At 39.8% G+C, this 23051-nt stretch carries 24 protein-coding genes; 20 read left to right on the forward strand and 4 right to left on the reverse strand.

All coding sequences use genetic code 11. The annotated features are described in order from the left end of the window. The first annotated feature begins 2 nt into the window (after positions 1-2). Entirely contained in the window at positions 3-362 is a 360-nt protein-coding gene (locus AC790_RS08850; protein WP_049851512.1) for a hypothetical protein, read from the forward strand. 16 nt (positions 363-378) lie between these two features. Here AC790_RS08850 and AC790_RS08855 read toward each other — a convergent pair whose 3' ends face one another. From AC790_RS08855 to AC790_RS08865, 3 genes are read right to left on the reverse strand one after another with little or no spacing between them, the layout of a single operon-like run. Then, positions 379-969 (reverse strand): DUF4326 domain-containing protein, encoded by a 591-nt coding sequence (locus AC790_RS08855; RefSeq protein WP_049851513.1) that lies wholly within the window; start codon positions 967-969, stop codon positions 379-381. Next, positions 966-1406 carry a DUF488 family protein gene (locus AC790_RS08860; RefSeq protein ID WP_049851514.1) on the reverse strand — a complete coding sequence of 147 codons (441 nt, stop codon included), beginning with the start codon at positions 1404-1406 and terminating at the stop codon, positions 966-968. Before AC790_RS08860 ends, AC790_RS08855 begins: the two co-directional genes overlap by 4 nt. Then, positions 1406-2080, reverse strand: coding sequence for a hypothetical protein (locus AC790_RS08865; protein ID WP_049851515.1), 675 nt, complete (start codon positions 2078-2080; stop codon positions 1406-1408). Before AC790_RS08865 ends, AC790_RS08860 begins: the two co-directional genes overlap by 1 nt. Positions 2081-2848: 768 nt before the next feature. Here AC790_RS08865 and AC790_RS08870 point away from each other — a divergent pair. The 12 genes from AC790_RS08870 to AC790_RS08925 all read left to right on the forward strand — a co-directional run bounded on the left by AC790_RS08870 (position 2849) and on the right by AC790_RS08925 (position 15963). After that, complete coding sequence (locus tag AC790_RS08870) at positions 2849-3367, forward strand: hypothetical protein (protein WP_049851516.1); 519 nt, start codon at positions 2849-2851, stop codon at positions 3365-3367. Continuing rightward, a complete protein-coding gene (locus tag AC790_RS08875; RefSeq protein ID WP_072093406.1) occupies positions 3306-5192 on the forward strand; it encodes a terminase gpA endonuclease subunit in 1887 nt (628 codons plus the stop codon). Before AC790_RS08870 ends, AC790_RS08875 begins: the two co-directional genes overlap by 62 nt. 8 nt (positions 5193-5200) lie before the next feature. Beyond that, a complete protein-coding gene (locus tag AC790_RS08880; protein WP_049851518.1) occupies positions 5201-5659 on the forward strand; it encodes a hypothetical protein in 459 nt (152 codons plus the stop codon). A 1-nt stretch (position 5660) separates the two neighbouring features. Then, on the forward strand, positions 5661-7127 hold the full coding sequence (locus AC790_RS08885; RefSeq protein WP_235440735.1) for a phage portal protein: 1467 nt from the start codon (positions 5661-5663) through the stop codon (positions 7125-7127). After that, entirely contained in the window at positions 7069-8817 is a 1749-nt protein-coding gene (locus AC790_RS08890; RefSeq protein WP_049851519.1) for a phage major capsid protein, read from the forward strand. Before AC790_RS08885 ends, AC790_RS08890 begins: the two co-directional genes overlap by 59 nt. Positions 8818-8819: 2 nt before the next feature. Beyond that, on the forward strand, positions 8820-9104 hold the full coding sequence (locus tag AC790_RS08895; protein ID WP_049851520.1) for a hypothetical protein: 285 nt from the start codon (positions 8820-8822) through the stop codon (positions 9102-9104). Beyond that, entirely contained in the window at positions 9104-9502 is a 399-nt protein-coding gene (locus AC790_RS08900) for a hypothetical protein (RefSeq protein ID WP_049851521.1), read from the forward strand. The genes AC790_RS08895 and AC790_RS08900 overlap by 1 nt, the downstream gene beginning before the upstream one ends. A gap of 4 nt (positions 9503-9506) precedes the next feature. After that, positions 9507-12521: a tail fiber domain-containing protein gene (locus tag AC790_RS24545; RefSeq protein ID WP_082204270.1), complete on the forward strand. Its 3015-nt coding sequence runs from the start codon at positions 9507-9509 to the stop codon at positions 12519-12521. A 71-nt stretch (positions 12522-12592) separates the two neighbouring features. Beyond that, positions 12593-13051, forward strand: a complete 459-nt coding sequence (locus tag AC790_RS08910; protein WP_049851523.1) for a phage tail tube protein — start codon at positions 12593-12595, stop codon at positions 13049-13051. Between the two features lie 20 nt (positions 13052-13071). Next, entirely contained in the window at positions 13072-13374 is a 303-nt protein-coding gene (locus AC790_RS08915; protein WP_049851524.1) for a hypothetical protein, read from the forward strand. A 215-nt stretch (positions 13375-13589) separates the two neighbouring features. Further along, entirely contained in the window at positions 13590-13772 is a 183-nt protein-coding gene (locus tag AC790_RS25115; RefSeq protein ID WP_049851525.1) for a hypothetical protein, read from the forward strand. Beyond that, positions 13759-15963, forward strand: coding sequence for a phage tail length tape measure family protein (locus AC790_RS08925; protein WP_049851526.1), 2205 nt, complete (start codon positions 13759-13761; stop codon positions 15961-15963). Before AC790_RS25115 ends, AC790_RS08925 begins: the two co-directional genes overlap by 14 nt. 24 nt (positions 15964-15987) lie before the next feature. Here the strand turns inward: AC790_RS08925 and AC790_RS24880 are convergent, their stop codons facing one another. Then, complete coding sequence (locus tag AC790_RS24880) at positions 15988-16632, reverse strand: DUF6216 family protein (protein ID WP_049851527.1); 645 nt, start codon at positions 16630-16632, stop codon at positions 15988-15990. A gap of 53 nt (positions 16633-16685) precedes the next feature. On the opposite strand from AC790_RS24880, the gene AC790_RS08935 reads away from it, so the two are divergent. From AC790_RS08935 to AC790_RS08970, 7 genes are all read left to right on the forward strand, one after another. Continuing rightward, positions 16686-17240, forward strand: coding sequence for a hypothetical protein (locus AC790_RS08935; protein ID WP_152929121.1), 555 nt, complete (start codon positions 16686-16688; stop codon positions 17238-17240). Beyond that, entirely contained in the window at positions 17240-17878 is a 639-nt protein-coding gene (locus tag AC790_RS08940) for a hypothetical protein (protein WP_049851529.1), read from the forward strand. The genes AC790_RS08935 and AC790_RS08940 overlap by 1 nt, the downstream gene beginning before the upstream one ends. Further along, complete coding sequence (locus AC790_RS08945; RefSeq protein WP_049851530.1) at positions 17878-18276, forward strand: hypothetical protein; 399 nt, start codon at positions 17878-17880, stop codon at positions 18274-18276. The genes AC790_RS08940 and AC790_RS08945 overlap by 1 nt, the downstream gene beginning before the upstream one ends. A gap of 4 nt (positions 18277-18280) precedes the next feature. Beyond that, positions 18281-21301, forward strand: a complete 3021-nt coding sequence (locus AC790_RS08950; RefSeq protein ID WP_072093408.1) for a fibronectin type III domain-containing protein — start codon at positions 18281-18283, stop codon at positions 21299-21301. A 291-nt stretch (positions 21302-21592) separates the two neighbouring features. After that, positions 21593-22234 (forward strand): hypothetical protein, encoded by a 642-nt coding sequence (locus tag AC790_RS08960; RefSeq protein ID WP_049851533.1) that lies wholly within the window; start codon positions 21593-21595, stop codon positions 22232-22234. 39 nt (positions 22235-22273) lie between these two features. Next, entirely contained in the window at positions 22274-22537 is a 264-nt protein-coding gene (locus tag AC790_RS08965; protein WP_049851534.1) for a hypothetical protein, read from the forward strand. A gap of 60 nt (positions 22538-22597) precedes the next feature. Beyond that, entirely contained in the window at positions 22598-23050 is a 453-nt protein-coding gene (locus AC790_RS08970; RefSeq protein ID WP_049851535.1) for a glycoside hydrolase family protein, read from the forward strand. Position 23051: the final 1 nt, after the last annotated feature.

Genomic DNA, 23051 nt, shown 5'->3' on the forward strand with positions numbered 1-23051 from the left:
AAATGAAAGAACTATTCATCGCAGCAGTCTTTGCTTTGCTTACTGGATGTACCTCACAACATACATGGATGGACAAAGCCTATGTTGGCTATGTAGACAATCAGGCCTTAGTTATGTTTGAGGCAGGCACGCGTAACGGTGCTAAATATTACCGTCCACAGTTCCAGAGTCAGTGCCATTACAACAAGGCGTACTTCGATGAACAATTAAGTACGGGATGTGTAATTAACGAAGCTCGCATTGCTGATCTTCATTTGTATAGTGAACATGTAGAGCGTGTTGGGAAAAGTGGCAGTATTCAGATAAACCATGAGTTCTTAGAAGGGGTGAATAGTACCATTCATATTACAGATGGTATCTAAGATAAGTGATGGTGCGTCACTCACCATCATCTAATTCATTTAGATATTGTGCTAAAACGTCACCATGGCAAGCGTAGGGCTTACAATGACACCCTAAAGTGTGTCCTCTTAGTGCTTTCAGCTTTTCTTTAAACTCTGAGCCACCTTTGAGATAGTCACGATCAAAATCGTACTTAAATTTTCTTATGACTTCATCACGATCACCATCTGCACCTATTGCGTAAGGGTTTCCCCAAAGCGTTCCTCTGCCACAATAAGTATCGAAGTGTTCACCTCTATCTTTGTTAGAAACAAAAGTGATGTTGTCCTTGATGTAACGTACTGGTATCTTCTCGGATAAAACTTCGTTAGGCGTGAAAAATTCAGGTTTATTAGCTGAGTCGAAAATAACAGCATGGGTTAAACCGATTGAAAAGGGGTCTGCTAAAACTTCAGGTTCAAGCTTATTCAACACATCTGATTTGAAATATTGAATTAATAAACCATGATGATCTTCAAAGTAGAATATTTGATAGTCATTAGACTTTGAAAAAATACGGGAAAGCTTACGCTCAAACTTCCCCTTTGATGCAAAGTCAGGATGATACATTATCAATACATTCATCATATCAAGTGCTTAACCTCAAAATCAGTATCCCAATGGCTATTCAAATACTCTATCACAAGACGGCGGTGACAGTGATGGGGTTTGTGCTCACTACAGAGTAAACAGCTATCTTCAATCACGGATTTATCAATTCGCTCAATGTTTCTTTTTGCCATTAAGTTCAAGAAGTTACCCTCATAAACTTCCCATGAGACATTGCCCTTTTTGTAAGGATCTAACATCTCTTTAGTTGGGGCAAGATCAGGTAGATGAACATAATCAACATTACAAAGTTCCTTTAAGAAGTACTTCAGATCATTCTTCTTAGCGAAGCCAGCAAGCTGAGAGACATTATTAAGACGCACATCAACTAAAGTTTTCAGGTCAGGCTGAGATTTTATTAGGTTGAAAAACTTTTCAGCAGGTTTTTCAGTAAAGCCAATTGAATATATTTTCATCACATTACCTCAGCTAAAATTTTGTAATGGTAACTACCTGACTCACTTGTATGAATATCCAGAGCTAAACTCACAGTTACAAATCTACCATTCTCAGGATAAACCCCAGTGGGTTGTGTTTCAAAATACTGAATCCATGCGATGTCAGTGACTCTAAGATTATAAGTAACATTATTAAAAGTGAATTCACCTCTTACTTTAATCGGGTCATCTTGCCATCTTGAAGTGTGAAATATTACCTTGTCCACATATAAAAAATATATACTTTCTCGATAATTTGCTGCTTCTTGAGAAGTAACTTGATCAAATTTACCGCCTTTAGATTGATGATTATTAGACCATAGTGACAATGGGCTATCACATAATTTTAAAACATCTTTATAATTAAAAGGATATTCTCCCTTCTTAGTCCAATACTTTGTGGAATCGATAAGATGATTTTCAGTCTGGAATTTTTGGGGCGTGTGTTTTACAAATTCAGCTTCGATAATATCAATTGTATTTGCGTAAGTATGATCTCGATAAACACAATCTTGATCACAAATTGAACCAAACTCGTTTAATGGTCTTATCCACTCACCAATCGTACCGTCACTTGAGAAAACCTTTCCAGCTATACAATATCCACCGGGTTTCTTAGATTTGCTGAGACAAACAAAAGTTTTTTTTCCCATGCTCGAACACTCCTTTTAGGCGGTAAAAAAGACATTACCATCGGATTCTTCCTAAATCAACTCAGGTTCTCTACCCTTACCTTTCCACCGAGCAGTTTCGCCCCCCTTGTTGAAATAAATGTGTCGGGTTTTAAATTATCCCCGACCCGAATTTTAGAAAATAATATATCCAATTTTATCGCAACCGCAGTTGGGGCTTGGCGGATAGCAATTGCATAAATTGATAGTCTTACAAATAGTAGGATATTCAGTGTAGTATTTTTTTAGAATTCCTTTAACGTCTCTTACCGAGGAACTGTCTGTATCCAAAAAAAATCCAATACACCAAAAAGATCGCATTTTTGATTCTGACTTATTAATAAAAGACTTTTTAATTGAACTAAGTTTTGCAGCATCACTTTCCATCTTATAATAAAGCTTCAGAGCAGTGTCATAACATTTAAGTTCAACGTAAATGAAGTGGTCATCTCTAGATGTTCTTTTCCTTATTAATAAGTCAACAAAAATATTATACTTACCCAGAAGGTATCGCTGATCAGAAACTGCTCGCACTTCTCTTTTGGCTTCACAATTACATAGGTATTCAAAATGATATTCAAGTTCCAATTGAAGCCACTTTTCCCAGTCCTTAGTTTTCCTTGATAGTACTAGATTTAACTTGTTTCTAGTGTTTTTTAATTCAAGAAAACTTTTTATTGATCGATTTAATAAATTAAAATCAGTTCTAAAGTCCATTTTGCTAACCATAAATACTAAAAAAGGGATTTTATGAAAACGATAAGCATTAATCAACTCGCTAAGCAATATGGCTACGATGAATCCACTATAAGGCAAATTTGGATTCCAAAAGGTCTAGATATGACTCGTTCGGAGCAAGAAATTAGGGCTTGGATTGTACAGAACATACTACAACCACTTAGAGAAACAGACCTACGCGAACAAATGGATCGTGAGAAGCTACGTAAGCTACAAGCAGAAGCAAGTCAGGTAGAGTTAGAACTCAACAAACAGCTTGGGCTGGTGGTTGATACATCTTACTTAGAATCCAGCCTTAGCGAGTACTTCAGTCAGATGAAGAATTATCTACGCACAATCCCACAGAAGCATTACTTAGAACTATTTGAATCAGAGGATGCACTGCAACTTAAAACTAAATTATCAGGATTTATTGATGCAGTACTGAATGAAATAGGCACTCATGAATACGAGATGCCAGAGGATGAAAATGAACAAGGACAAGTTAACGAATATACTGAACAGGGCACTTCAGAAGATACTTCCACCTAAAAAGTTAAAACCTTCAGATTGGTGTGAAAGGAATCTAACATTTCCAGATGGCCCGATGGGTGGACAAAGACTTACTTTATTTGAATTTCAAAAAGAACCACTAGACATAATTACAAACCCTCGCATCAGAAAAGTGGTCATGCAATCTTCAGCACAATTATTGAAAACCACTATTATGCTGAATAGTTGCATGTACTTCATGGTAAATGAAAATTCTAATATGGCTTTCGCTTCTAGTACTGGGAAAGAAGTAAAGCTCATGAAGACGGGTAAGTTTGATAATGTAGTAGCCCGTTCTGAAGTACTAAGCCATATTGTTACAGATAAGAACAATAAGAACTTTGCAAATAACGCAGACCAGACACAGATGATTGATGGATCATTCTTATATTGGTTGAACTTGAACGCTGCTAGTACCTTACGTGGTAAAACAATCAAACGTCTATTCCTTGATGAAGTGAGTAATGTTGAGGCAGATGGCGAGGAAGGTAACCCCTTAAGACTAGCTGAACAACGTGCAAGTACTTTCACTGATGGCCTTGTCATGGTGGCAAGTACCCCAAAACTAAAAGATGATCTGATCTGCAATGAGTACTTGCTCAGTGATCAACGCCGCTTCTTTGTACCATGCCCGAACTGTGAACATGAACATACCTTGGAATGGGAAAATGTGCGGTTCAACTGGCGTCAGATCAATGGCGGTCGTCGTGCTATGCCAGATGAAGATACAGCAACATTACATTGCCCAAAATGTGATGGTGAAATCTCAGAGGCACAACGAATACGCATGGTTAAACAAGGCCGTTGGATTGCAACTAATCCAGAAGTAAAAGAGATTGCAGGGTTCCAGATCTCAAGACTTTATTCCCCCATTACTACTATTCGTAAGCTCGTTTCAGAGTACGCACAAGCACACTTTGAGTTCGATCTCATGAGTTTCTACAACAATGCCCTTGGCTTGCCTTGGGACGATGAGATGAACTCTGATATCGACCTGGTAGTACTAGAGAACTTACGTAACAGTACTTTCGATATAAAGAACATCCCCGATGAAGTACTAGCTGTAACGCACGGTATCGATCAACAGTTAGACCGCCTTGAAGTAACCACTATCGGCTTCTCTGAGAAGAAGGTATTCGTACTGGATCATCGTAGTTTCTACTCACCAGACTGTACTAAACCAGGTGCTAAGGCATATGCAGAACTTGATACGTTCATCACGGCACAATTGCGTACCGTGTCAGGCCGTGCAGTTAAAGTACTTGGTTCCTTCATAGACAGTAGTAACGGTAATGCCACATCAACAATCTACCGATACGCAGCAAACCGCCGTAACGTGTATGCGATTAAAGGTAGTTCCTCTGCCAGTGGTGACTTGTTCAAGGCAAGCCGTGTAGGTGGGCATGATTTACTAATGCTCAACGTAAACGAAGGGAAGAACACCATACGTAGATTACTAAATGGGGCAGTTAGTGAAGAATGGGAAGAAATGCCTACTCAATTGCACTTCACCAATGGGCTACCAGATGACTACTTTGAACAATTGACCAGTGAAGAACTAAAAAGGAAGGGTGATAACCTCTATTGGGTTATCAAAAAGGGATATAAACGCAACGAGTCCCTAGACTGTTTAAATTATAGCCTAATAGCTAAAGAGTACTATCTCAGTAAATTAGGTGCACAACCCTACGCAAAATTACGCATATTCGTATCACGTCAGAAACAAAAATTAGTACAGGATGATAAATACCCTGAAGAACAACCAATTGTATCTAAACCAAAAGCAACACAACCTACGAGGAAGCGTAATAATTGGTTTAACTAAGGAATTCAATGAAAGAACTAATCTATATTGGTGAGCAATTCACACAAATCATTCCCGCTAAAACAAAGATTGTAATTGGAAACAAAACCACAACCGTATATGAGTACGAGAACAGTACTTCAAGTGATGTATCAGTAGTAATCGATACTTTGAGTTTTACGGTAGGTAACTATGCAGTAGTAACTAACTCCAATGGTTCAATCTCAATTGCACAGGTTCAAATTGTCGATCCACTGGCTTCAAGTGATGAATTGAATGATGCCTTAACAATGATTAAGGAAATCGATCAAGTACTTGAAGACCGTGCAAAGAATGCTGTGAGCCAAATTACAATCAATAATAAAACCATCATTAATTCCTCATTCGATAGCCTGCTTTCTCTACGTGCAATGTATGTGAAGAAGGTGAATAAGTTACGTGGTACTGGTGGTGTGTTTAAGTCAGTGACCGTATTCAAGGGGAAATAACATGGCATGGTTTTCAAGGAAGAAAGCTATAGTACAAGAACAAGTACCAAAGCCTTTAAAAAGACATTCAGAAGCAAAAAATATCGGTACTAATGAGTTAAAACGTTCGATCACTAATGGTAGTAAACCAATTATTGATTTCAGCGTTGCGGGTGTAGCAAGCACAGATATCAATTCAGTACTAAAATTTACACTAACCCATATCCGCAATAAATCACGTGAGCTATCACTTAACAACCCAATCGCAAAGAACTACATCCAGAAGTGTGCCGATGGAACAGTAGGTGCAGACGGGATAACAGTTAAACCCAATGTTGAGATTGGCGTATCTGGCACTGATAACAGCGAAACCAACCAGCTAATCGAAAAGCTATTTTATCGATATGCAGACAACCCCGAACAATTCAGCTATGACGGACAGTTAAGCCTCGATTTGTTTCAACAGGTAGTTGAAAAGACACGTGCACGTGATGGTGAATGCTTCATTCGTATTCGTGGTAATCAGTACGAAATCATTGATGCGGCTCGCTTGGCTACTACCCGCTTTGGACTTACAAAGAACGGTTACTACTCAAACAGTATTGAGTTCGATGGCACTACTCGTAAGCCAATCGCTTACTACATCCATAACTACAACCCGATTACCTACCAGATTGATACTGGTGCATTTGAAAGGGTAGATGCTAGCGAGATCATTCACTACTACATCCCTGAGTTCCCTAATCAGGAACGAGGTATACCCGACTTGTTTGCAGGTCAGAAAGTACTTCAAGAGTTGCAGGAATATATTCAGGCAACATTGGTTAGTAAGAAAGTAGCGGCAAGTACTACCGCCTTTATTACTAACGCTATCCAGACTGATTATGAGCTAGAAGAGGGTGAAGATACACGTCTCAACGTTGAGTACTTAGAAGCAGGAAGCATCTATGAACTTAACCCAGGCCAGGATATTAAATCGGTAAATCCGAATGCAGGAATCGACGGCCTTGATACATTCGTTAATAGCCTGATGAATGAAATTAGTATGTCATTGGGTATTACTAAGATGAATCTAATGGGTGATACAAGTCAGGCTTCGTTTTCGGCAGCCAAATTAGCAGATAGATTACAACAAACAACATTCAAGACACGTTCAAATGTTCTCATAAGTCGAGTGCTTAAAAAGATCTACTCTAATTGGCTAGCTAATGAATTACTAAATAATAGTAAGTTAGGCAGTTTCAGTAACTTTGATGATCTCGTTGTAGCTCACTATATTCCCGTTAAGAATATTTCAATAGACCCGGTTAAAGATGCCCAATATGAAATTATGTTACTCGATGCTGGACTTAAATCAAAACAACAAATTATTCACGAAATGGGATATTCACCAGATGTAGTGTTTAAGCAAATTGAGGAAGAACAATCACATGGAAGTGATGAAGAACCAAAAACGGGAGATGGGAGTACAGACTCTACCGACGAATAATGAAAGTCGTGAAGTACTAATTGCATTCTCAAGTGAATCCCCAGTAACTCGTACTATCAATGGTAAGGACTACCAGGAAATTCTACTTCATACCTCTGAAGCCGTAGATCTCTCACGACTGAATAACGGTGCAGCACTGCTATTCAATCATGATTTTGATAAGCATATTGGCATTGTTGAAGATGCAAATATTGATTCAGATAAAGTAGGGCGTGCATTAGTACGTTTCTCAAGTGTTGGAATGGGTGATGAAAAGTACCAACAGGTTAAGGAAGGCGTACTTCGTAAAGTATCCGTTGGTTATGAAATCAATGATTATGAAATAGATGGTGACAACCTAATTGTTACCAATTGGGCACCTTATGAAATATCAATGGTATCTGTACCTGCTGATGATTTTGTTGGTGTAGGTCGTTCACTTGATGTACCTGAAAGTACCGAAGAATCAGAACAACCAGTACCAGAAGAACCAATTATTGAAGTACTTCAAGATGAAGTACATGCAGTAATTGATGAAGTCGAAGAAGCACTCTCTGAATCAGTACAAGTTATTGAAGAAGTTATCGAAGAAGTTAAGTCTGAAGTGACAGAGTTAATAAATAAAGATGAAGAACAACGCATTGCCGAACTGAACGGTATGGCTCGCGTGCTCAAAATAGACGTGGCTGGAGCAATCGCTAACGGAATTAGCGTTGAAGATTTCAAGCGTCAAATGAAACAACCTATCAAGGATGATAACAATATTATGGAAAATAAATTCTCTCTATCTAATAGCATTCGTGCAATGTCTAACTTAGACGCTGAAGTTGAAGGCATAGATATGGGTACTCGCGGTATTAAAGTACCTACAAGTGCTCTACGTGCAGTTAATACCACTACTGCTGCAAATTTGATTCAAGAAACTATCGAGTATGATTCATATATCGATATTCTTCGTGCTAACTCTGTATTAGCTAAATTCCCTTTAACCGTAATTTCTGGTTTAGAAGGTGACGGTAAGTTAAGCCTACCCGCTCTATCAAGCGATTTCACTGATGCTTTCGGTTTCGTTACTGAAGATGGTACTTCTCCAGAGGCAACACCGGCTTTCGGCAAAGTAACCTTAGAACCTTCAGATTTTACTGGTTCAGTGTACCTAACCCGTATCATGATGAAATCAAGTGCAGCGGCTGAACGATACACTACCGATGCAATGATCAAAGGTGCTGCTTCTCAGCTCGAAAAGCATGTTATGGCCAATGTAGTAAGTGAAGCCGTAGCCGCTGGTAATACCGCTGCTGTTGCTACCATTGATTTCGATTCTGTAGTAGATGCAATGGGTGTACTAGGTTCAAAGAACGTAGCTTCAGGTACTGTTGTTGCTGTAATGAGTCCTGCTACCCGTGCAACCCTTCGCAAGCAGGTAGTGAAGGGTAATACCGCTGCTAAGTTCCTCGTTGAAGGTCAGGGTGATGCACAATTACTAGCGGGTGAGATTCCAGTAGTAGAAAGTACCTTAGTGGATGATGGTCAGGTAATCCTCGGTGATTTCAGCCAGATCGTAATTGCACAATGGGGTTCAGATGTAGAATTAGATCGCGATACCACAACTTCCCGTAACCGTGGCGGTCTGTACCTACGTGTATGGGCGACTATGGATACTAAAGTAGCCCGTAAAGAATCTTTCTACGTACTAACAGTGACGCCATAATCATGAGGGCGTTTACTACTACACAATTAAACGCCTTGATTGAAACGTTTGGTGAGCCATTGGAATTAACAAATGGTTCAACTCTTACCGTTATATTCGAATCTCAGACTGTCGCAATCGATACGCCTGAAGGATTCGTAGAAACAGAAGAAACCTATCTAACAACAAAAAAAGGCTTGATGGATTATCAAAGTACTTTCATGTACGGCGATGTTCTACAAGTTGTCTATAACATTGTCGATGACCTATCAGGCGTTATCAATGTCTACTTTCGGGAATCACAGTAATGAATCTTATCACAATCAAGAATCATATCAGTGATTCCCTTTTTTCGTTGGGTTTTCAGGTAAGAAAAGCGACAACTATCAATCAAGATGCGGCAGAGTACATTTTAATACTAACCAATCTTTTAGAACAGAATGAGAACATACCAATGGGAGTACAGAACTATAGTACTCTCACGATGAATGTTATTTGTACTTCAAAGGATGAATCCAAAGTACAGGGAGTAATGACGGCAGTTTACGATCATGTTCGTACATCTGATTTCCTAAAGTCATTCGTTACTGAAAAGCAGATCAATGTAAGTACTATCACAGTTAGTTCTATCGCAGAGGATACCGACACTACTAGCGGCATAAATACCCTGATGCTAACAATTCAAATGAATTATATATCGAGGTAATTAAATGTCGTCAATTTTCCACGGTGGAAATACCTACATATTCTATAATACCGATGCAAACAATAACATTCCAACTAGTGTTACTTATAAGAGCATCGATGAACTTGGTGCATTCCCCCAAGTAAAAATAAATTCCAGTACTACATCAATTGAAACCTACAATGATGAATGGGTGCAAGTACTATCAGGCAACATGAGTATTGACTCAGTAAGTATTGTTGTTCATTACTTGGCTGATAACGAATCTCACCAATACTTAGATGGTGCATTTACAAATCAAACTAATTTCCAAATCAAAGTAAGCCTATATGAATCACAGGACTCGCTTGATCAACACTATGTGATTCTTAATGGTTATATCAGTGGTTTCTCTGATTCAGGTGATCAGAATGAAGTCTATAGCCGCACCTATACCTTTACTGCTGAAGACGTAGTATCACGTGGTACAGCACAAGATCCAGCAAACTTACGTATTGGTGACTTTGGTGTTGGTGCCAATGGTGAAACGTACCCACAATACGAATCCGCTACACCTGCTGGTAATAGCTTTATCAAAGTACCAGCACTACGGGAAGATAACCCTATTGGTGGTGATCTTGGTGGTTTTGCTTTCGTTGATAATGGTGGTGATAAGACCGCACAATTAGCTATCCCTTCTGATGGTAACTTGGGAATCTATATCAAGAATACTGATAATGATTGGCTAAGTATCCCACTGAAAAGTACTAACGATGGTCTATATTTACCCCTAACACGCACAATCAATGGGAAAGTACTTTCCAGTAACATTACCCTTAGTAAAACTGATATTGGTTTATCGGCGGTAACTAATGATGCTCAGTTAAAGATTGCCAGTAACCTATCTGATCTAGCCAATGTAGCTACGGCACGTACCAATCTCAATGTTTACTCAAAAGCAGAAGCTGACGCGACTACTTTAACATTAGTGCCTAAAAATACTACCGTAAACGGTCACGCATTATCAGGGAATGTATCGGTAACCGCAGGTGATGTAGGGCTTGGTAACGTTTTAAATGCTGTACAGTTAGTAGCCAGCAATAACCTATCTGACTTAGCCAATGAAGCTACGGCACGTACCAATCTCAATGTTTACTCAAAAGCAGAAGCAGTACCATCTACTTTAACGGTCAATGGAAAAGCACTAAGCACCAACATCACACTAACAAGTTCTGATACTGGTTCATTCAGCATTGCTAACAACCTTAGTGAAGGTGTTCCTGCGACTATCCGTACTAATATAGGTGCGGCAAAATCAGGCATTAATGCGGATATCACAGGAATAACGGGTTTATCCGGCCCATTACGTTTAGGCGGAGATGCTGCAAGTGATTACGACGCTGTTACCTTAAAACAATTATTAGCTAATGCTGGCGGGGGGACAGGTGCAACGCTTAACGGTGTGATGAATAACTTTCTTGGGGCTGTGGAGTGGTTTAACGGAACTCGTGCAAAACTTCCCGCAGGCCACGCAGCAGCAGATGGACAACTTCTGAACCGTGCAGACTATCCAGATCTATGGAACGCAATTAGTACAGGTGTCTTAAACAGTGTTACAGAGGCTCTTTGGCAAAATAGTGGTGTAACAACTAACGTTGCTTCTAACCGTGGTATGTATTCAACAGGCAACGGAACAACTACCTTCCGTATGCCGGATCTAAATGGCTCCCAGAGTGGTTCAACCCCTAACCTGTACTTACGCGGTACAGGAACGGGTGTATCAGGAATACCTGCTGGAACTACTTCAGAAAGTGCTTTGCCTAACCTTACGGGTCAAATGAGCCTACACGGTGGACAGGTTGCAAGCATAATATCTGCGGTAAATGGTGTTTTTGCAGGCGGCGGCGGCGGAACAACTTATCGCACACCAGTAAGTTTGCCTGAAAGTACGGGGGCTTCATCTTTCGGAAGGCTTGATTTTGATTCAAGCAAGAGTAACTCGGTTTATGGGCGTGACGGTGTAGGCGAAGCAAGACCTCGTTCAGCCTGGGGTATTTGGCTAATACGCGTTAATGGACTATATAGTGCCGCTAACAGTATTTTCAATGTAATTACAGCAGACACATCACTTCCAGCAACTGGAACAGCAGTTTACGGTGGTGGCTTACGTTCTGATTATAAAGTTGGTTCAGCTAATTATGTGTCAACTACATTAACCTCACGCTCTATTATTGGTAATGAAATAAGTGCAAGATTAGACATTATTGATAATTCTGGTAGTACTGAAAATCGCACTGCTTTTACTTTTAAACACGGAGCGTCAGGTAGCAGTGGTTTAGGTGGTGATATCAGGTGTATATCTGGTGAACTCGGTCTTTACAGCTCAGGGGAATCAAGCCTAAGACTTCGCCAGGATGGGACTGCTAGAATTCAAATAGCAGGTTCGACAGGGAATTATCTTGAAATGAATAACTCGGGAAATAGTCTTGGGCAGAATTTGACGTTAAATACCAATAATGGTGCTTGGTTGAGGCATATAAATGCTGATGCTGATGGGACTTCATATATCTTTAGTCAGCTGGGTGGAGTTAATAACTACTTCATTGGAACGCCAAATACAGGAGGAAATAGGAATTTGTACATAAACTCCTACGTTCTTGGAACTCAGATACAAATACAGAGTGACCGTGTTTTTGCAAACAAGTTCATGAATGCTCCAGCATTTACACCAACTTCAGATGAACGTATCAAAACTGAGCGTGTAATAATGACTAATGCAATCGATAAGGTACTTCAATTGCAAGGATATGAATCATATAAACTTACCTTCTCGGAAGATAATACTTTTACTACTGGAGGGTTACTTGCTCAGGATGTTCAAAAAGTAATGCCAGTTGCTGTCAAAAGCGGTGGTGGTAATGGTCTAAATGAAAATGGTGATTTAGTTGAGAATCTATTGTCTGTCGATTACAACGCTTTATCAGCATTATTTGTTGAGGCAATAAAAGAACTAAGTGCCAAAATAAACCAGCTTGAGGTTGAGGTGGCTTCTTTAAAATAAATTTATAAAATAAATAATATGAACGCTCTACAAGGATTGTGGGGCGATAACTTAATCAAGGATGAATCCCTATGGCATTTAATATTCAATCCGGTGCGAACATTACAGCATCTATCGGTACTGCTGGCGATGCAGTTAGTACTACATTCACTGCTATCCCTGAGTTAGCATCTTTCACTACAAGTGGCGGTACTAGTACTGTCATTGATGTAGTGACTTTTAACAGTCCGTACAATCGTAAGCTATTAGGCACTAAAGCAGTAGCTGATATTAGTATCACAGTTAACTACATTGCTGATGACACTGTACACGCACAATTAGTAGCGGCTAACGAAAACCAAACTCGTATTCAGTTAAAACTTGAGTACTTCCAGGATGCAACTAAGCAAGAAGGTTTCTTTGTTGTTTACAATGGTTATGTAAGCGGTGACCAGTTGGCTGGCGATAAAGATGCAGTAGTTACACGTGAATTCACCTTCGCAGTGGATGGCGGCCCGGTTTCAAGTGGCCTAATTGACGTTTCTCCATAATAATACCAAAAGGAATTGGAATGAATCTCGAACAATTGAAAGAAGCATTAAAGCCTGAACTACATAAAATCACTCTCACTAATGGTACTGAACTGTACGCACATCGCCCTAAACTTAGTGATCTTGAAAAGTGCATTACTGCTAAAAGTACTTTAGTACTATGCATCACTGATGATACAGGCTATCACGTTTTCTCAGATGGTGATGAGTCAGGTAAGATCGATATTAACGAAATCGATACTGTAGTTGCCAATGAGATTTACACTAAAGCCATGGAACTATGGACTACTGACACCACACAGGATGAAGTAGAAAAAAAATAAGAACCGGTAATCCCCGCATTAACTTAGCTCTGAAGTTAATCCACAAACGGGGATTGTCACCGGAAGACCTAGACAAACTTGATCCCGAAATATTTGAAGCTTTGCTTATCTATGACTCAGTAATAGAACCGAATGGGGGCAGAGTAGAACAAATCCGTTTTGCCAACTTATGCCACCTGATTCTAATGTCGTCTGGTAATTTGACAGAAGAGGGTATGAAACGTGCCAAAGTTGAAGATTGGGATCTATTCGGATTGTTAAGTAATAAAAGTACTAAACAAATCGCTGAAGAAGCAGCTAAGGCGAAAGAAGAAGAACAAAAACGCAGCTTTAATGCATTGGCAGAGAGTATTAAAGATGCCGCATTAAAGGGTAAAAACAAAAATGGCAAAAAATAAGCAGCAAATGATTTTTGAAATCGATGGTAATGTTACTGGCTTACGCCGTGCACTTTCACAAGGGGCAAATTCTCTTCAAACATTTGGACAACAATCTGATGATCTATTTGGTGGATTTACTACTCAATTTGCAGAGATGGCAGATCGCTTCAAGGGATTCAATACTGGTATTCTTGGTGTAGCAGGTGCTGCTGGTCTATTGGCTGGCGGTATCTATACTGCAATTGATTCAAGTAATGAATTCGTCAAAACATACAATGAAGTATCTAAAGCCAGTGGGTTAACAGTTACTGAACTTCAACAGTTACAGAAAACATTTAATGGCTTAGGTCTAGATGTTGAAAAGTTTGGGGATATCAACAGAGACGTACTTGATCACTTAGGCGATGCTTTTCGTGATGGAAGTGGCCCAGCAGAAGATCTAAAAACCTATGGTGTTAATCTTCAGGATTTGAATAAGTACCTAAACCAGACTGACGGCGGCATTAAATCTCTTGCTACTGCATTCTATACAATGCAAAAGGCAGGTAAGAACAATGCAGAAATCACAAATGCCCTTGAAACACTGGCTAGTGATGGCAGTAAGTTAATCAGCACTTTCCAGAAGTACAATGACGTTGCCGATTTGATGAATGGCATTCACTCACAGACCGCAGTACTGACAGATGAGAACGCACAGAAGTTTGCCGATTGGGATGCAAAGGTAACGAACCTAAGTACTACATTTCAGTTATGGAAGGCTAACGCACTTGCACCGACACTTGATGATATTCAAACCTTATTCGATGTTATGAACAAGGATTGGTCAAAGACTGATTTCATGCAAATGTTCCGTAACTTCTACTACGGTGGTGATAATGCAATTGCGAAGGTACTAAGACAGATTGACGGAGTAGATCCGGCAGGGATATTTGGTACTAAAGAATGGAATGAAAAGCACAAGGACGACAAGCCCAAAACCGATACAGAAAAACCTGCACCTACTGGCGGTTATATCAATCAGGCAAAGGTAGATGCAGCAGCTAAGGCCGCAGCCGCGAAAGCAGAAGCAATAGCTAAACAGGAAGCAGCGAAGCGAGTACAGGCACAGAAGAACTTAGAGCAAGTAATCAGCCAAATTGGACTATCTGAAGGTGATATCCGTATTAAAACCTTCAATCGTCAACAGGATGAAGTAGTACAAAAGATTAAGGACTCAGCTAAAACTCTGAAGCTTACAGAATCTCAAACTACCTCATACCTATCCCAAGCCTACGATTCACGTACTAAACAGTTCAAGGCAATGATTGACGATATGATTGGGTACTCAGATCCTAACAAGGGACTGAAACAGCTATCAGACAACATTGCAGCAGTTGGTACTAATATGACTAACTCACAGGCTCAGATGCTGTTACAGCAACAGAACCAGCGTGTAGGGCTACAGGTACAAGGTACTGATGACAGTAATCCATTCGATAACAGTGAAGTACTGAAACAGAAGCAGACTGACTTACAGAATGAAATGCAGTTAGAACTCACGATGAATGAACAACTGAACAGTAAGTTGGGTACTTCACATGAGGAATACCTGAAGCGTAAGCAGGCTATCACCAACAAGTACAATCAGAAATCATTGGCTATTGAAGCAGAAAATACTCAATCGCAGATGCAATTGCTAAGTGATTCTGCTGGCAGCCTCGGTACTATCATGGCGGGTGCACTTGGTGAAGGTAGCAAAGCGGCACAAGCAGCGTTTGCAGTACAAAAGGGTATCACCATAGCGAACACCATAATGAAGATTCAGGAAGCACTGGCAACAGCACTTGCTACGCCATTCCCGATGAACATTGCAAATTATGCCCAAATACTTTCAATGGGTGCATCAATCATCACTACTGCAAAGGGTGCAAGTGGTCAGGCCCACAGCGGTATTGATTCAGTACCAACAATGGGCGGTAAGGATGAAAGTACCTGGATCTTGCAAGCAGGTGAACGAGTACTTAGTAAGAACAATAACCGTGATCTTACTAACTTCCTAAGCAATCAGAATGCAAACGGTAATGGTGGTAGTTCATCACCAGTTATCAATGCACCATTGATTGTTCAAGGGGCACCAAACATGAGTGATGCCCAAATGAATGCAATGCTACAGAAACACCAGAATTCAGTACTTCAATCAGTTCGTGCAGCACAAAAAAGAAATACATAAAGCCCAAATTAGGGCTTTAAATTTTTAAGGTGTAGGTGGTGTAGGTGGTGTAGGTGGTGTAGGTGGTGTAGGTGGTGTAGGTGGTGTTAACGCTTGAATTATAGCTATTGTCTTGTGTGCTTTTCGTAACGATCTATACCCAACGCAAAGTATCAATATTACGGAAGCAATTTCTGCCGCAAAGACGTAGTTTGTGAAATAATCTATAGCTACTGTGTTGCCGGTTATGTTTATGAACTGATGCGTGTTTATCCAGAATATAAACGCAATGCAGGCTACTAAAATAAGTATCGGAAATAAAATAGTATCACTGGTCTTGGGTTTTGATACGGCGTAAGTGGTATGATCAAAGTATCTGCTTAGATTGCTATACCAGTAAATTTTATGCTTATTATCTTCCAAGTGCTTTAGGAAGTCTTTTATTTGAGTTTCATCTTCGAACTTAAAGCCATTAACAAAATTGAATTTATCAGTGTCGTGTTGCTTCTTGGAAAAGTCATTTATTTCAGTGTTGTAATAATCTTTTTCGCCATAAAATAAAGACCATAATTTATTGAATAATATTGAAAGAGATGAGCTTTTCCAAATAAACATGGCCGTAAGGAAAATTACACCAGTAGGAATGATCAATGTTATTAAAGTTGCAAAATTACTTGTAATGAAATCCATTATAAAATTGTCCGTAATAAATATAAAAGATAAGATAAATGAGGGCTGTCATAGTGGCACTATTTTCAAAAAACATCAAGATTGGTGACTTTCAATTGTCATCACAGGAACCACGCTACAGTAACCGTAGTTGGACGGGTTCACATATCCAACGTAATACTGGCATTCAGTACTATCAGATTTCATTCACACTGAACTTCAATAAGAAGGACATTCAGGAATACCAATCATTCATTGCAAAGTACGGACAGGGTGCAGCTTTCGCTATGGACTTGGGACATTTGAGTACTTACTACGGTTCTCAGCAGACTTCATTACGAGCTACCGCAGTAGCCGCTAAGGGCGTTAGTGCTATCACTTGCAGTACTAATACCCTTGAAGTGGGTACATTGATTCAGTTCAGCAACCACAAGAAGATCTACCGCATCATCGGTAACTCGTCAAACGTTATGACCGTATTCCCGGCACTACGTGCATCAGTAGCTATAAATGAAACAGTGAAGTACTCAAACATAGAGGGTTCATTTGTACTGGATGTAGATAATGATTTAAAACTAAGCGTGGGTAATGTGATGAATATTACTTTAAAAGCAACTGAGGATATCTAATGAACTCAGCCATTTTTACAAATGCATCATTACTTTCATATTATAATATGACTCATGGAACATCACTGATGGTACTAAATCTTGCTCAGTTAATGTCTATGGGTGTTCATGTAAAGTGCGTTGATGTGTACCCACAACAGGGATTAGGCGTTAATGCTATTCACTTAACAGACGGGTACGTTGATATTGTAGCTAATGGAATTAACTACACATCATTTCCCGATTTCATTAATGATAGTTTCCCTACATTCACTGAACAAAAGGATATCAGTAACGATAGTATCAACTTCAAGATCAGTAACGTAAACACATCGTTTCGTACTCTTGCCCTCGGTGGTGCATTCAAAGCAGCACAGGTAAACGTCTTTCTGACTATTCTTAATCCGGCTAACAATGAAGTACTCGTACATGATCTAATGTTCAGTGGATACATTGACTACTTTGAAAGTACTTCAAATAACTCTGCCGAGAATATTCAGAATGAACTAACTGTTAATCTTAATTCAGTATGGAAGAAGTTAGATGTTCAGATGAAAACTACTGCTGCTAACTCAGTACACCAATCCACACATCCTAACGACGCATACTTTAGCCTATTAGGTATTGTTAATAGTGGTCAAGTATGGAAGTACAAGTAATGAAGAAAAGAGAAAGAATTAAACATCTTCTTGAACATGCAGAACAAGTACTATCAATGCCATACGAATTAGCTACTAACGATTGTAATATTATCGTAGTTAAAGCAATTGATATTCTATGTGATACCGAATACACGCCTATTGCATATGGTAAGTACTCAACGGTTAAAGAAGGTATGGAAATATTCAAGGTTAATGGATTTGAAGATCTTAAAGCACTTGTAATGAAACATGGTGTGATTACAGAATTCCCTGTTATGGGGGATATCATGATTGATAATCTCAATGCGAGTATTGTACTTAACGATGTAGTACTTTCAGTAAATCATCAAACTAAAAAATTTGAAGTTAAGAGGCTATCGGACTTTAAGGATAAAGTCTTTTATAGAATAGGATAATGGAATGGGATCAGGAAGTAATGGAATACTTGGTGCATTGATTACAGCAGTAGCAGTATTTGCAGCAGCCTATACGGGAGGTGCTTCACTAGGAGCGGCAGCCGCATACGGGGCAGCCGCAGGTGTAGCCAGTTATGTAGCAACAAGCATGTTAAGCCAGTTAGGTTTACAAGCTACTAGTGATTCAGCAACAACACTATCACGACAAACATCACCAACTTCAGGTATGCCAATCTTGTACGGTGGTGATAAGCCGAATTTGAACAATGGTTGTTATATTAAAACTGGTTCAATCGTGAACTGGTTCAATGTGCTCAATGGTGATTCACAATATCTATTCACTAGCCATGCTATTGCAATGGGTGAAATCACTAACGTAATTAGCCAAATCTATATTGATGATGAACCAGTATTAGCAAGTTCAATTACGACTGAAGGTGTAGTAAATCCTTCAGTAATTGCATCAAAGTACCGCGATTATCTACAACTGGAAGTATACTTTGGAAAAGAGACATACACTCAACCTAAAGTACTAGCTGCTCAATACGCTGGTGCAAACTGGAATAACTCAACATTCCACGGTAACGGTGTAGTACAGATCTATACGGTAATTAAGAAGACTCAGGATAGCCTTGAGGATTCACTACTAATCAATGACAACTACGTACTAACTTGTGAAGCAAAGGGCCGTATCATCCGTGATTTGGTTGATATGCAATTACGTTGTGCAAGTAATGGCCCGTCACAGATTTATGACTTAATCACCAATACAGATTTTGGTATGGGACTAGACGTTAACCTTATTGATCTCGCTAGCTTCAGAAGTGCCGCACAATACTGTGAAAACTTTGAGTACTACAGTAATGGTGCTATTGATTACTCACAGACATACAAATCAAATATTGAACAAATTCTACAAACGTTCGGTGGTATTCTTTATATTCATGCAGGTAAGCTTTACCTAACAGTTGATGTACAAGGTACTTCAATTGCTACCTTTGATGAATCGAATATCTATGGTGATTTTAAAGTAACTACTTCAGGTATGAGTGATTATGCAAATACCATTGATGCAACCTGGAAGAACGTAGCCAATAGTTATTCAGACGATATTGTACGTATCCCTTCTGATATCAGTCAGGATGATGTGATTGCAAGTGATGGTCAGATCATTACCGTAGCTCGCGATTATACATGGTCATACGATAAAGACGCAGTAGCGGCTATGGTTAACGTTGACCTACTGAAATTGAAGTACTCACAGAATCAAATCAGCTTCTCTACATACGATGGCTGGGATTTGAAGGTATGGGATATTGTCACTGTTAACTTCCAGGAAAACGGAATGGTTAACAAGCTCTATCGAGTACTCAGCAAAGATATACTAACTACTCAAGATTCAATCGGTTTAGTGCAGCTCAGATGTGTTGAGTACCATAACGAAATCTATCAAGGCGTTGATCCGGGCGTTTGGTCTGTTGATGGCAGTATCAGTACTGTAGTGAACGTGATTCCACCTACGAACCTTCAGGTAACTAAAGTAGGCGGCACAGTAGCGAATGGTCAGGTAGTACTTGTAGATTGGGATGCTTCATTTGATGCGTACTTACGTGGGTACTATGTCTATTACAGGCTTACGGGTGCAACAACTTGGACGTTTGCAGGGCAGACAAGCCAGTACGTAACCAGCTATGAACTGTACTCACTCGAAGCAAGGCAGAACTATGATTTTGCAGTTGCTGCATTCAACAATCTAGGCTTTATTTCTAGCAAGCTAACCATTACCGGCGTTAAGCCAGATTTTGAATTTACCTTACCGGGAATCACGGGATTACGCCTAAGCAACGCTCAGGATTCACTGACAAGTACTAACAGTACTGATTTCATGTTCACGTGGGATTCACAGGCGTCTCTAAGCGTTAACGGTAAGCCGTGGTCTACGTACTTCACTCGCTATCAGATCATTATCTATAACAGTAGCGGTGTAGCTCAGAAGTCGTACTACACGCAAGACAACCACTTTACGTACACGCTCGCGATGAACAAGAGTGACAACATCGGGCGTAATGTGAAGATTGGTATAGTGGCATGGGGTGCAACATCCGGTACTTACTCACCAGAAGTACAGTTAGCGGTGAACAATCCACAGGCACCACTACTACCAAATCTGGTAGCACGTTCGGCGATTGGGCAGATTGTGTTTACCTGGGATGATACGAACAGACCAGAAGACTATGCCGGGATCTTATTTCAGATTAGTAGCTCAGAAGACTTCTCTAGCGGCGTTCAGTACTTCACTACTGATAAGTGGTATACCGAATGGGTAACAGTACCAGATGGTCAGTTCTATATCCGAGCAGGCCAATATGATGTATTCGGTATGGATGGGATTATCTATACCCAAATGATTCCTTTCCTACAACAAACATCAATACCGTTTAGCCAACTGAATAATGATGTAGTGGATGGTATCATTGGCAGTTCAGAGTTCAATGAAGTAGTAACACAGATTGTTCAGGATGAATCCGGTACTTCTTACTTCTTATCTGTAAATGACAAAGGTTATGTTTCGGGTATTGGTATTAAGGTGGATGGCGAAACACAGGAATCGGTATTCACTATCATTGCTGATAGATTCAGTTTGATTAGTTCTGCAACGGCTGGTGATAGTACTAAGGTTTACCCATTCGTAGTTCAGAATGGTACAACTTGGCTTAATAACGCTGTCATACAGAATGCTGCGATCGGTACAGCACAGATTCAGGACTTAAGTGTATCCAATTCTAAAATAGCTAACCTTTCAGTTAATGCATCCAAGATTCAAAAAGCTAGTATCGGATCTGCTGAAATCGCTACTACTATTCAGAGTGATAACTACAGTGCAAACCAATCAGGTTGGCAGATTAATAAGTCTGGTACTTTCTATATCAATGGTAACGGTAATGGTCGATTAGTCATAAATAATACTCAGATATTAGTGTATGACGCTAACAACGTCCTACGCGTAAGAATGGGATTATTTTAATATGGCTCAAGGTTTACAGTGCTGGAATGCATCCGGCAATTTAATAGTCGATCTTCAAGATTACAATATGCGTTATGTGGGTAGTCAATCGCAGACTCTAGGCGGTACATACCAGTGGAATATTGCTTACAATGGTATGACTGCAAGCGGCTGGATAGTGTATCCGCAAGTAGGGTACACATTTCAGGAATATGTAGTACGTTGTTATGATGGCGGTTACATCATTACCTTTGCACCTAATCAGGTTCCACCTACCAGGACGATTACCTTTGATATCTGGAGGTACGAGTAATGGCAGGATTTGAAGCCTATAACAGTGCAGGTAAGCTAACCATCGATGGTACTTACAAGCCCGCAATGATCAGTAGTCTAAGTACCTTGGGTACTCTTACGGATCAGGGGTACTACCAAATCACTAACCCCTTCGTAGATGCATACTCGTTTGGGTATTTGCCGCAGAATTTCTATCCAAACCCCTCGGCACGTTGGGTTAGATTGAATGCAGGTAAGGCAGCATTTGCAGGTGCTGATCAGTTCATGCCTAACAGTGGGCAGATGATGATCAGTTCTCAAAGTAATGGTGTTAGTAGTGGGTATCTCGATGTGTTCAATGCATCCGGTACTCTAATCTGGTCGGCAGTAAGTGCAGCATCAGTACCCCGAGTACTGGAATTCATCGACATTCCAGCAGGGTATGATTTGCAGAACAACACGTACAGTAAATCACTCAGCTTTCAGCCGTGGTTTCTACAGAACGCATGTCCGGGAAATATCTCAGATGACGGTACAGTAGTAGGTTTATCGGGATTAGTACTTTACTGGACGGGTTCAGCTATTCAATGTCGTTACATAGTGAAGAACCAAAGAGCATATAGTGCAACAGTACAATCACAAGGGCTAAAGATTCCATTGGCGTACTTTACTGGTTATTAATAAATACTATTAGTACTAAAATAATAATAAGGTAATAAGATGGAATGGCTATTAGGATCTGTACTGATCCCTATTATCGTTTGGTTATACACAATCTATAGAGATAGAAAAGAAGATTATGACAGGAACGAATCTAGATTTTACGATCTTGAATCACGTGTCACAGTAGCAGAAACTCAGATTGAAACACTTGAACGTGATGTGAGTGAAATACAGAAGTTGAGTAATAAAATCGAACAGATTCAGATGGATTTAGTACGAGTACTAACACTACTGGAAGAAAGAACCACTAAAGGGCCGTAACTGGCCCTTTTTTCATGTCCGTAATAAATACTGGAGAAAAATAATACAAGGATGTAAGTAATGGATTTAATCGAACAACTCAAGGTCTATGAGGGTACTAAAGTGTATCAAATGGCTAAGGGGTATTATAAAAATGGTAAGTTTCGCGTTTATAAAGACTTACTTGGTTATTCAACCATTGGGTACGGTCACTTAGTAAAAGAAGGTGAAAACTTCTCTGAGGGAATCACAGAAGCACAGGCTAACCAGTTACTACTTAATGATGTTGGTGTCGCACGTGTTGAAGTAGACCAAATGAAGTTGGGATTATCTCATGAAAGTGCATGGAATGACTTCATGGTACTGATGGTGTTCCAGCTAGGGATCACTAAGACCAATCAATTTAAGAAGTTCCTGTACGCATTGCGTATGCAGAACTACTCAACCGCTATCGCAGAGGTTAAGAACAGCAAGTGGTATCGTCAAACACCAAATCGCGTTGATGCAATGATCAGTGCAGTACTGAAGGGGTGAG

It is taken from the genome of Pantoea sp. RIT-PI-b (assembly GCF_001187905.1).
Taxonomy (GTDB): domain Bacteria; phylum Pseudomonadota; class Gammaproteobacteria; order Enterobacterales; family Enterobacteriaceae; genus Pantoea; species Pantoea nemavictus.

What these genes read in the sequence shown, in the direction of transcription:
- AC790_RS08850 (WP_049851512.1), top strand. Translation starts at nt 3, where the DNA reads ATGAAAGAACTATTCATCGCAGCAGTCTTTGCTTTGCTTACTGGATGT.
- AC790_RS08855 (WP_049851513.1), bottom strand. Translation starts at nt 969, where the DNA reads ATGATGAATGTATTGATAATGTATCATCCTGACTTTGCATCAAAGGGG.
- AC790_RS08860 (WP_049851514.1), bottom strand. Translation starts at nt 1,406, where the DNA reads ATGAAAATATATTCAATTGGCTTTACTGAAAAACCTGCTGAAAAGTTT.
- AC790_RS08865 (WP_049851515.1), bottom strand. Translation starts at nt 2,080, where the DNA reads ATGGGAAAAAAAACTTTTGTTTGTCTCAGCAAATCTAAGAAACCCGGT.
- AC790_RS08870 (WP_049851516.1), top strand. Translation starts at nt 2,849, where the DNA reads ATGAAAACGATAAGCATTAATCAACTCGCTAAGCAATATGGCTACGAT.
- AC790_RS08875 (WP_072093406.1), top strand. Translation starts at nt 3,306, where the DNA reads ATGAACAAGGACAAGTTAACGAATATACTGAACAGGGCACTTCAGAAG.
- AC790_RS08880 (WP_049851518.1), top strand. Translation starts at nt 5,201, where the DNA reads ATGAAAGAACTAATCTATATTGGTGAGCAATTCACACAAATCATTCCC.
- AC790_RS08885 (WP_235440735.1), top strand. Translation starts at nt 5,661, where the DNA reads ATGGCATGGTTTTCAAGGAAGAAAGCTATAGTACAAGAACAAGTACCA.
- AC790_RS08890 (WP_049851519.1), top strand. Translation starts at nt 7,069, where the DNA reads ATGGAAGTGATGAAGAACCAAAAACGGGAGATGGGAGTACAGACTCTA.
- AC790_RS08895 (WP_049851520.1), top strand. Translation starts at nt 8,820, where the DNA reads ATGAGGGCGTTTACTACTACACAATTAAACGCCTTGATTGAAACGTTT.
- AC790_RS08900 (WP_049851521.1), top strand. Translation starts at nt 9,104, where the DNA reads ATGAATCTTATCACAATCAAGAATCATATCAGTGATTCCCTTTTTTCG.
- AC790_RS24545 (WP_082204270.1), top strand. Translation starts at nt 9,507, where the DNA reads ATGTCGTCAATTTTCCACGGTGGAAATACCTACATATTCTATAATACC.
- AC790_RS08910 (WP_049851523.1), top strand. Translation starts at nt 12,593, where the DNA reads ATGGCATTTAATATTCAATCCGGTGCGAACATTACAGCATCTATCGGT.
- AC790_RS08915 (WP_049851524.1), top strand. Translation starts at nt 13,072, where the DNA reads ATGAATCTCGAACAATTGAAAGAAGCATTAAAGCCTGAACTACATAAA.
- AC790_RS25115 (WP_049851525.1), top strand. Translation starts at nt 13,590, where the DNA reads ATGAAACGTGCCAAAGTTGAAGATTGGGATCTATTCGGATTGTTAAGT.
- AC790_RS08925 (WP_049851526.1), top strand. Translation starts at nt 13,759, where the DNA reads ATGGCAAAAAATAAGCAGCAAATGATTTTTGAAATCGATGGTAATGTT.
- AC790_RS24880 (WP_049851527.1), bottom strand. Translation starts at nt 16,632, where the DNA reads ATGGATTTCATTACAAGTAATTTTGCAACTTTAATAACATTGATCATT.
- AC790_RS08940 (WP_049851529.1), top strand. Translation starts at nt 17,240, where the DNA reads ATGAACTCAGCCATTTTTACAAATGCATCATTACTTTCATATTATAAT.
- AC790_RS08945 (WP_049851530.1), top strand. Translation starts at nt 17,878, where the DNA reads ATGAAGAAAAGAGAAAGAATTAAACATCTTCTTGAACATGCAGAACAA.
- AC790_RS08950 (WP_072093408.1), top strand. Translation starts at nt 18,281, where the DNA reads ATGGGATCAGGAAGTAATGGAATACTTGGTGCATTGATTACAGCAGTA.
- AC790_RS08960 (WP_049851533.1), top strand. Translation starts at nt 21,593, where the DNA reads ATGGCAGGATTTGAAGCCTATAACAGTGCAGGTAAGCTAACCATCGAT.
- AC790_RS08965 (WP_049851534.1), top strand. Translation starts at nt 22,274, where the DNA reads ATGGAATGGCTATTAGGATCTGTACTGATCCCTATTATCGTTTGGTTA.
- AC790_RS08970 (WP_049851535.1), top strand. Translation starts at nt 22,598, where the DNA reads ATGGATTTAATCGAACAACTCAAGGTCTATGAGGGTACTAAAGTGTAT.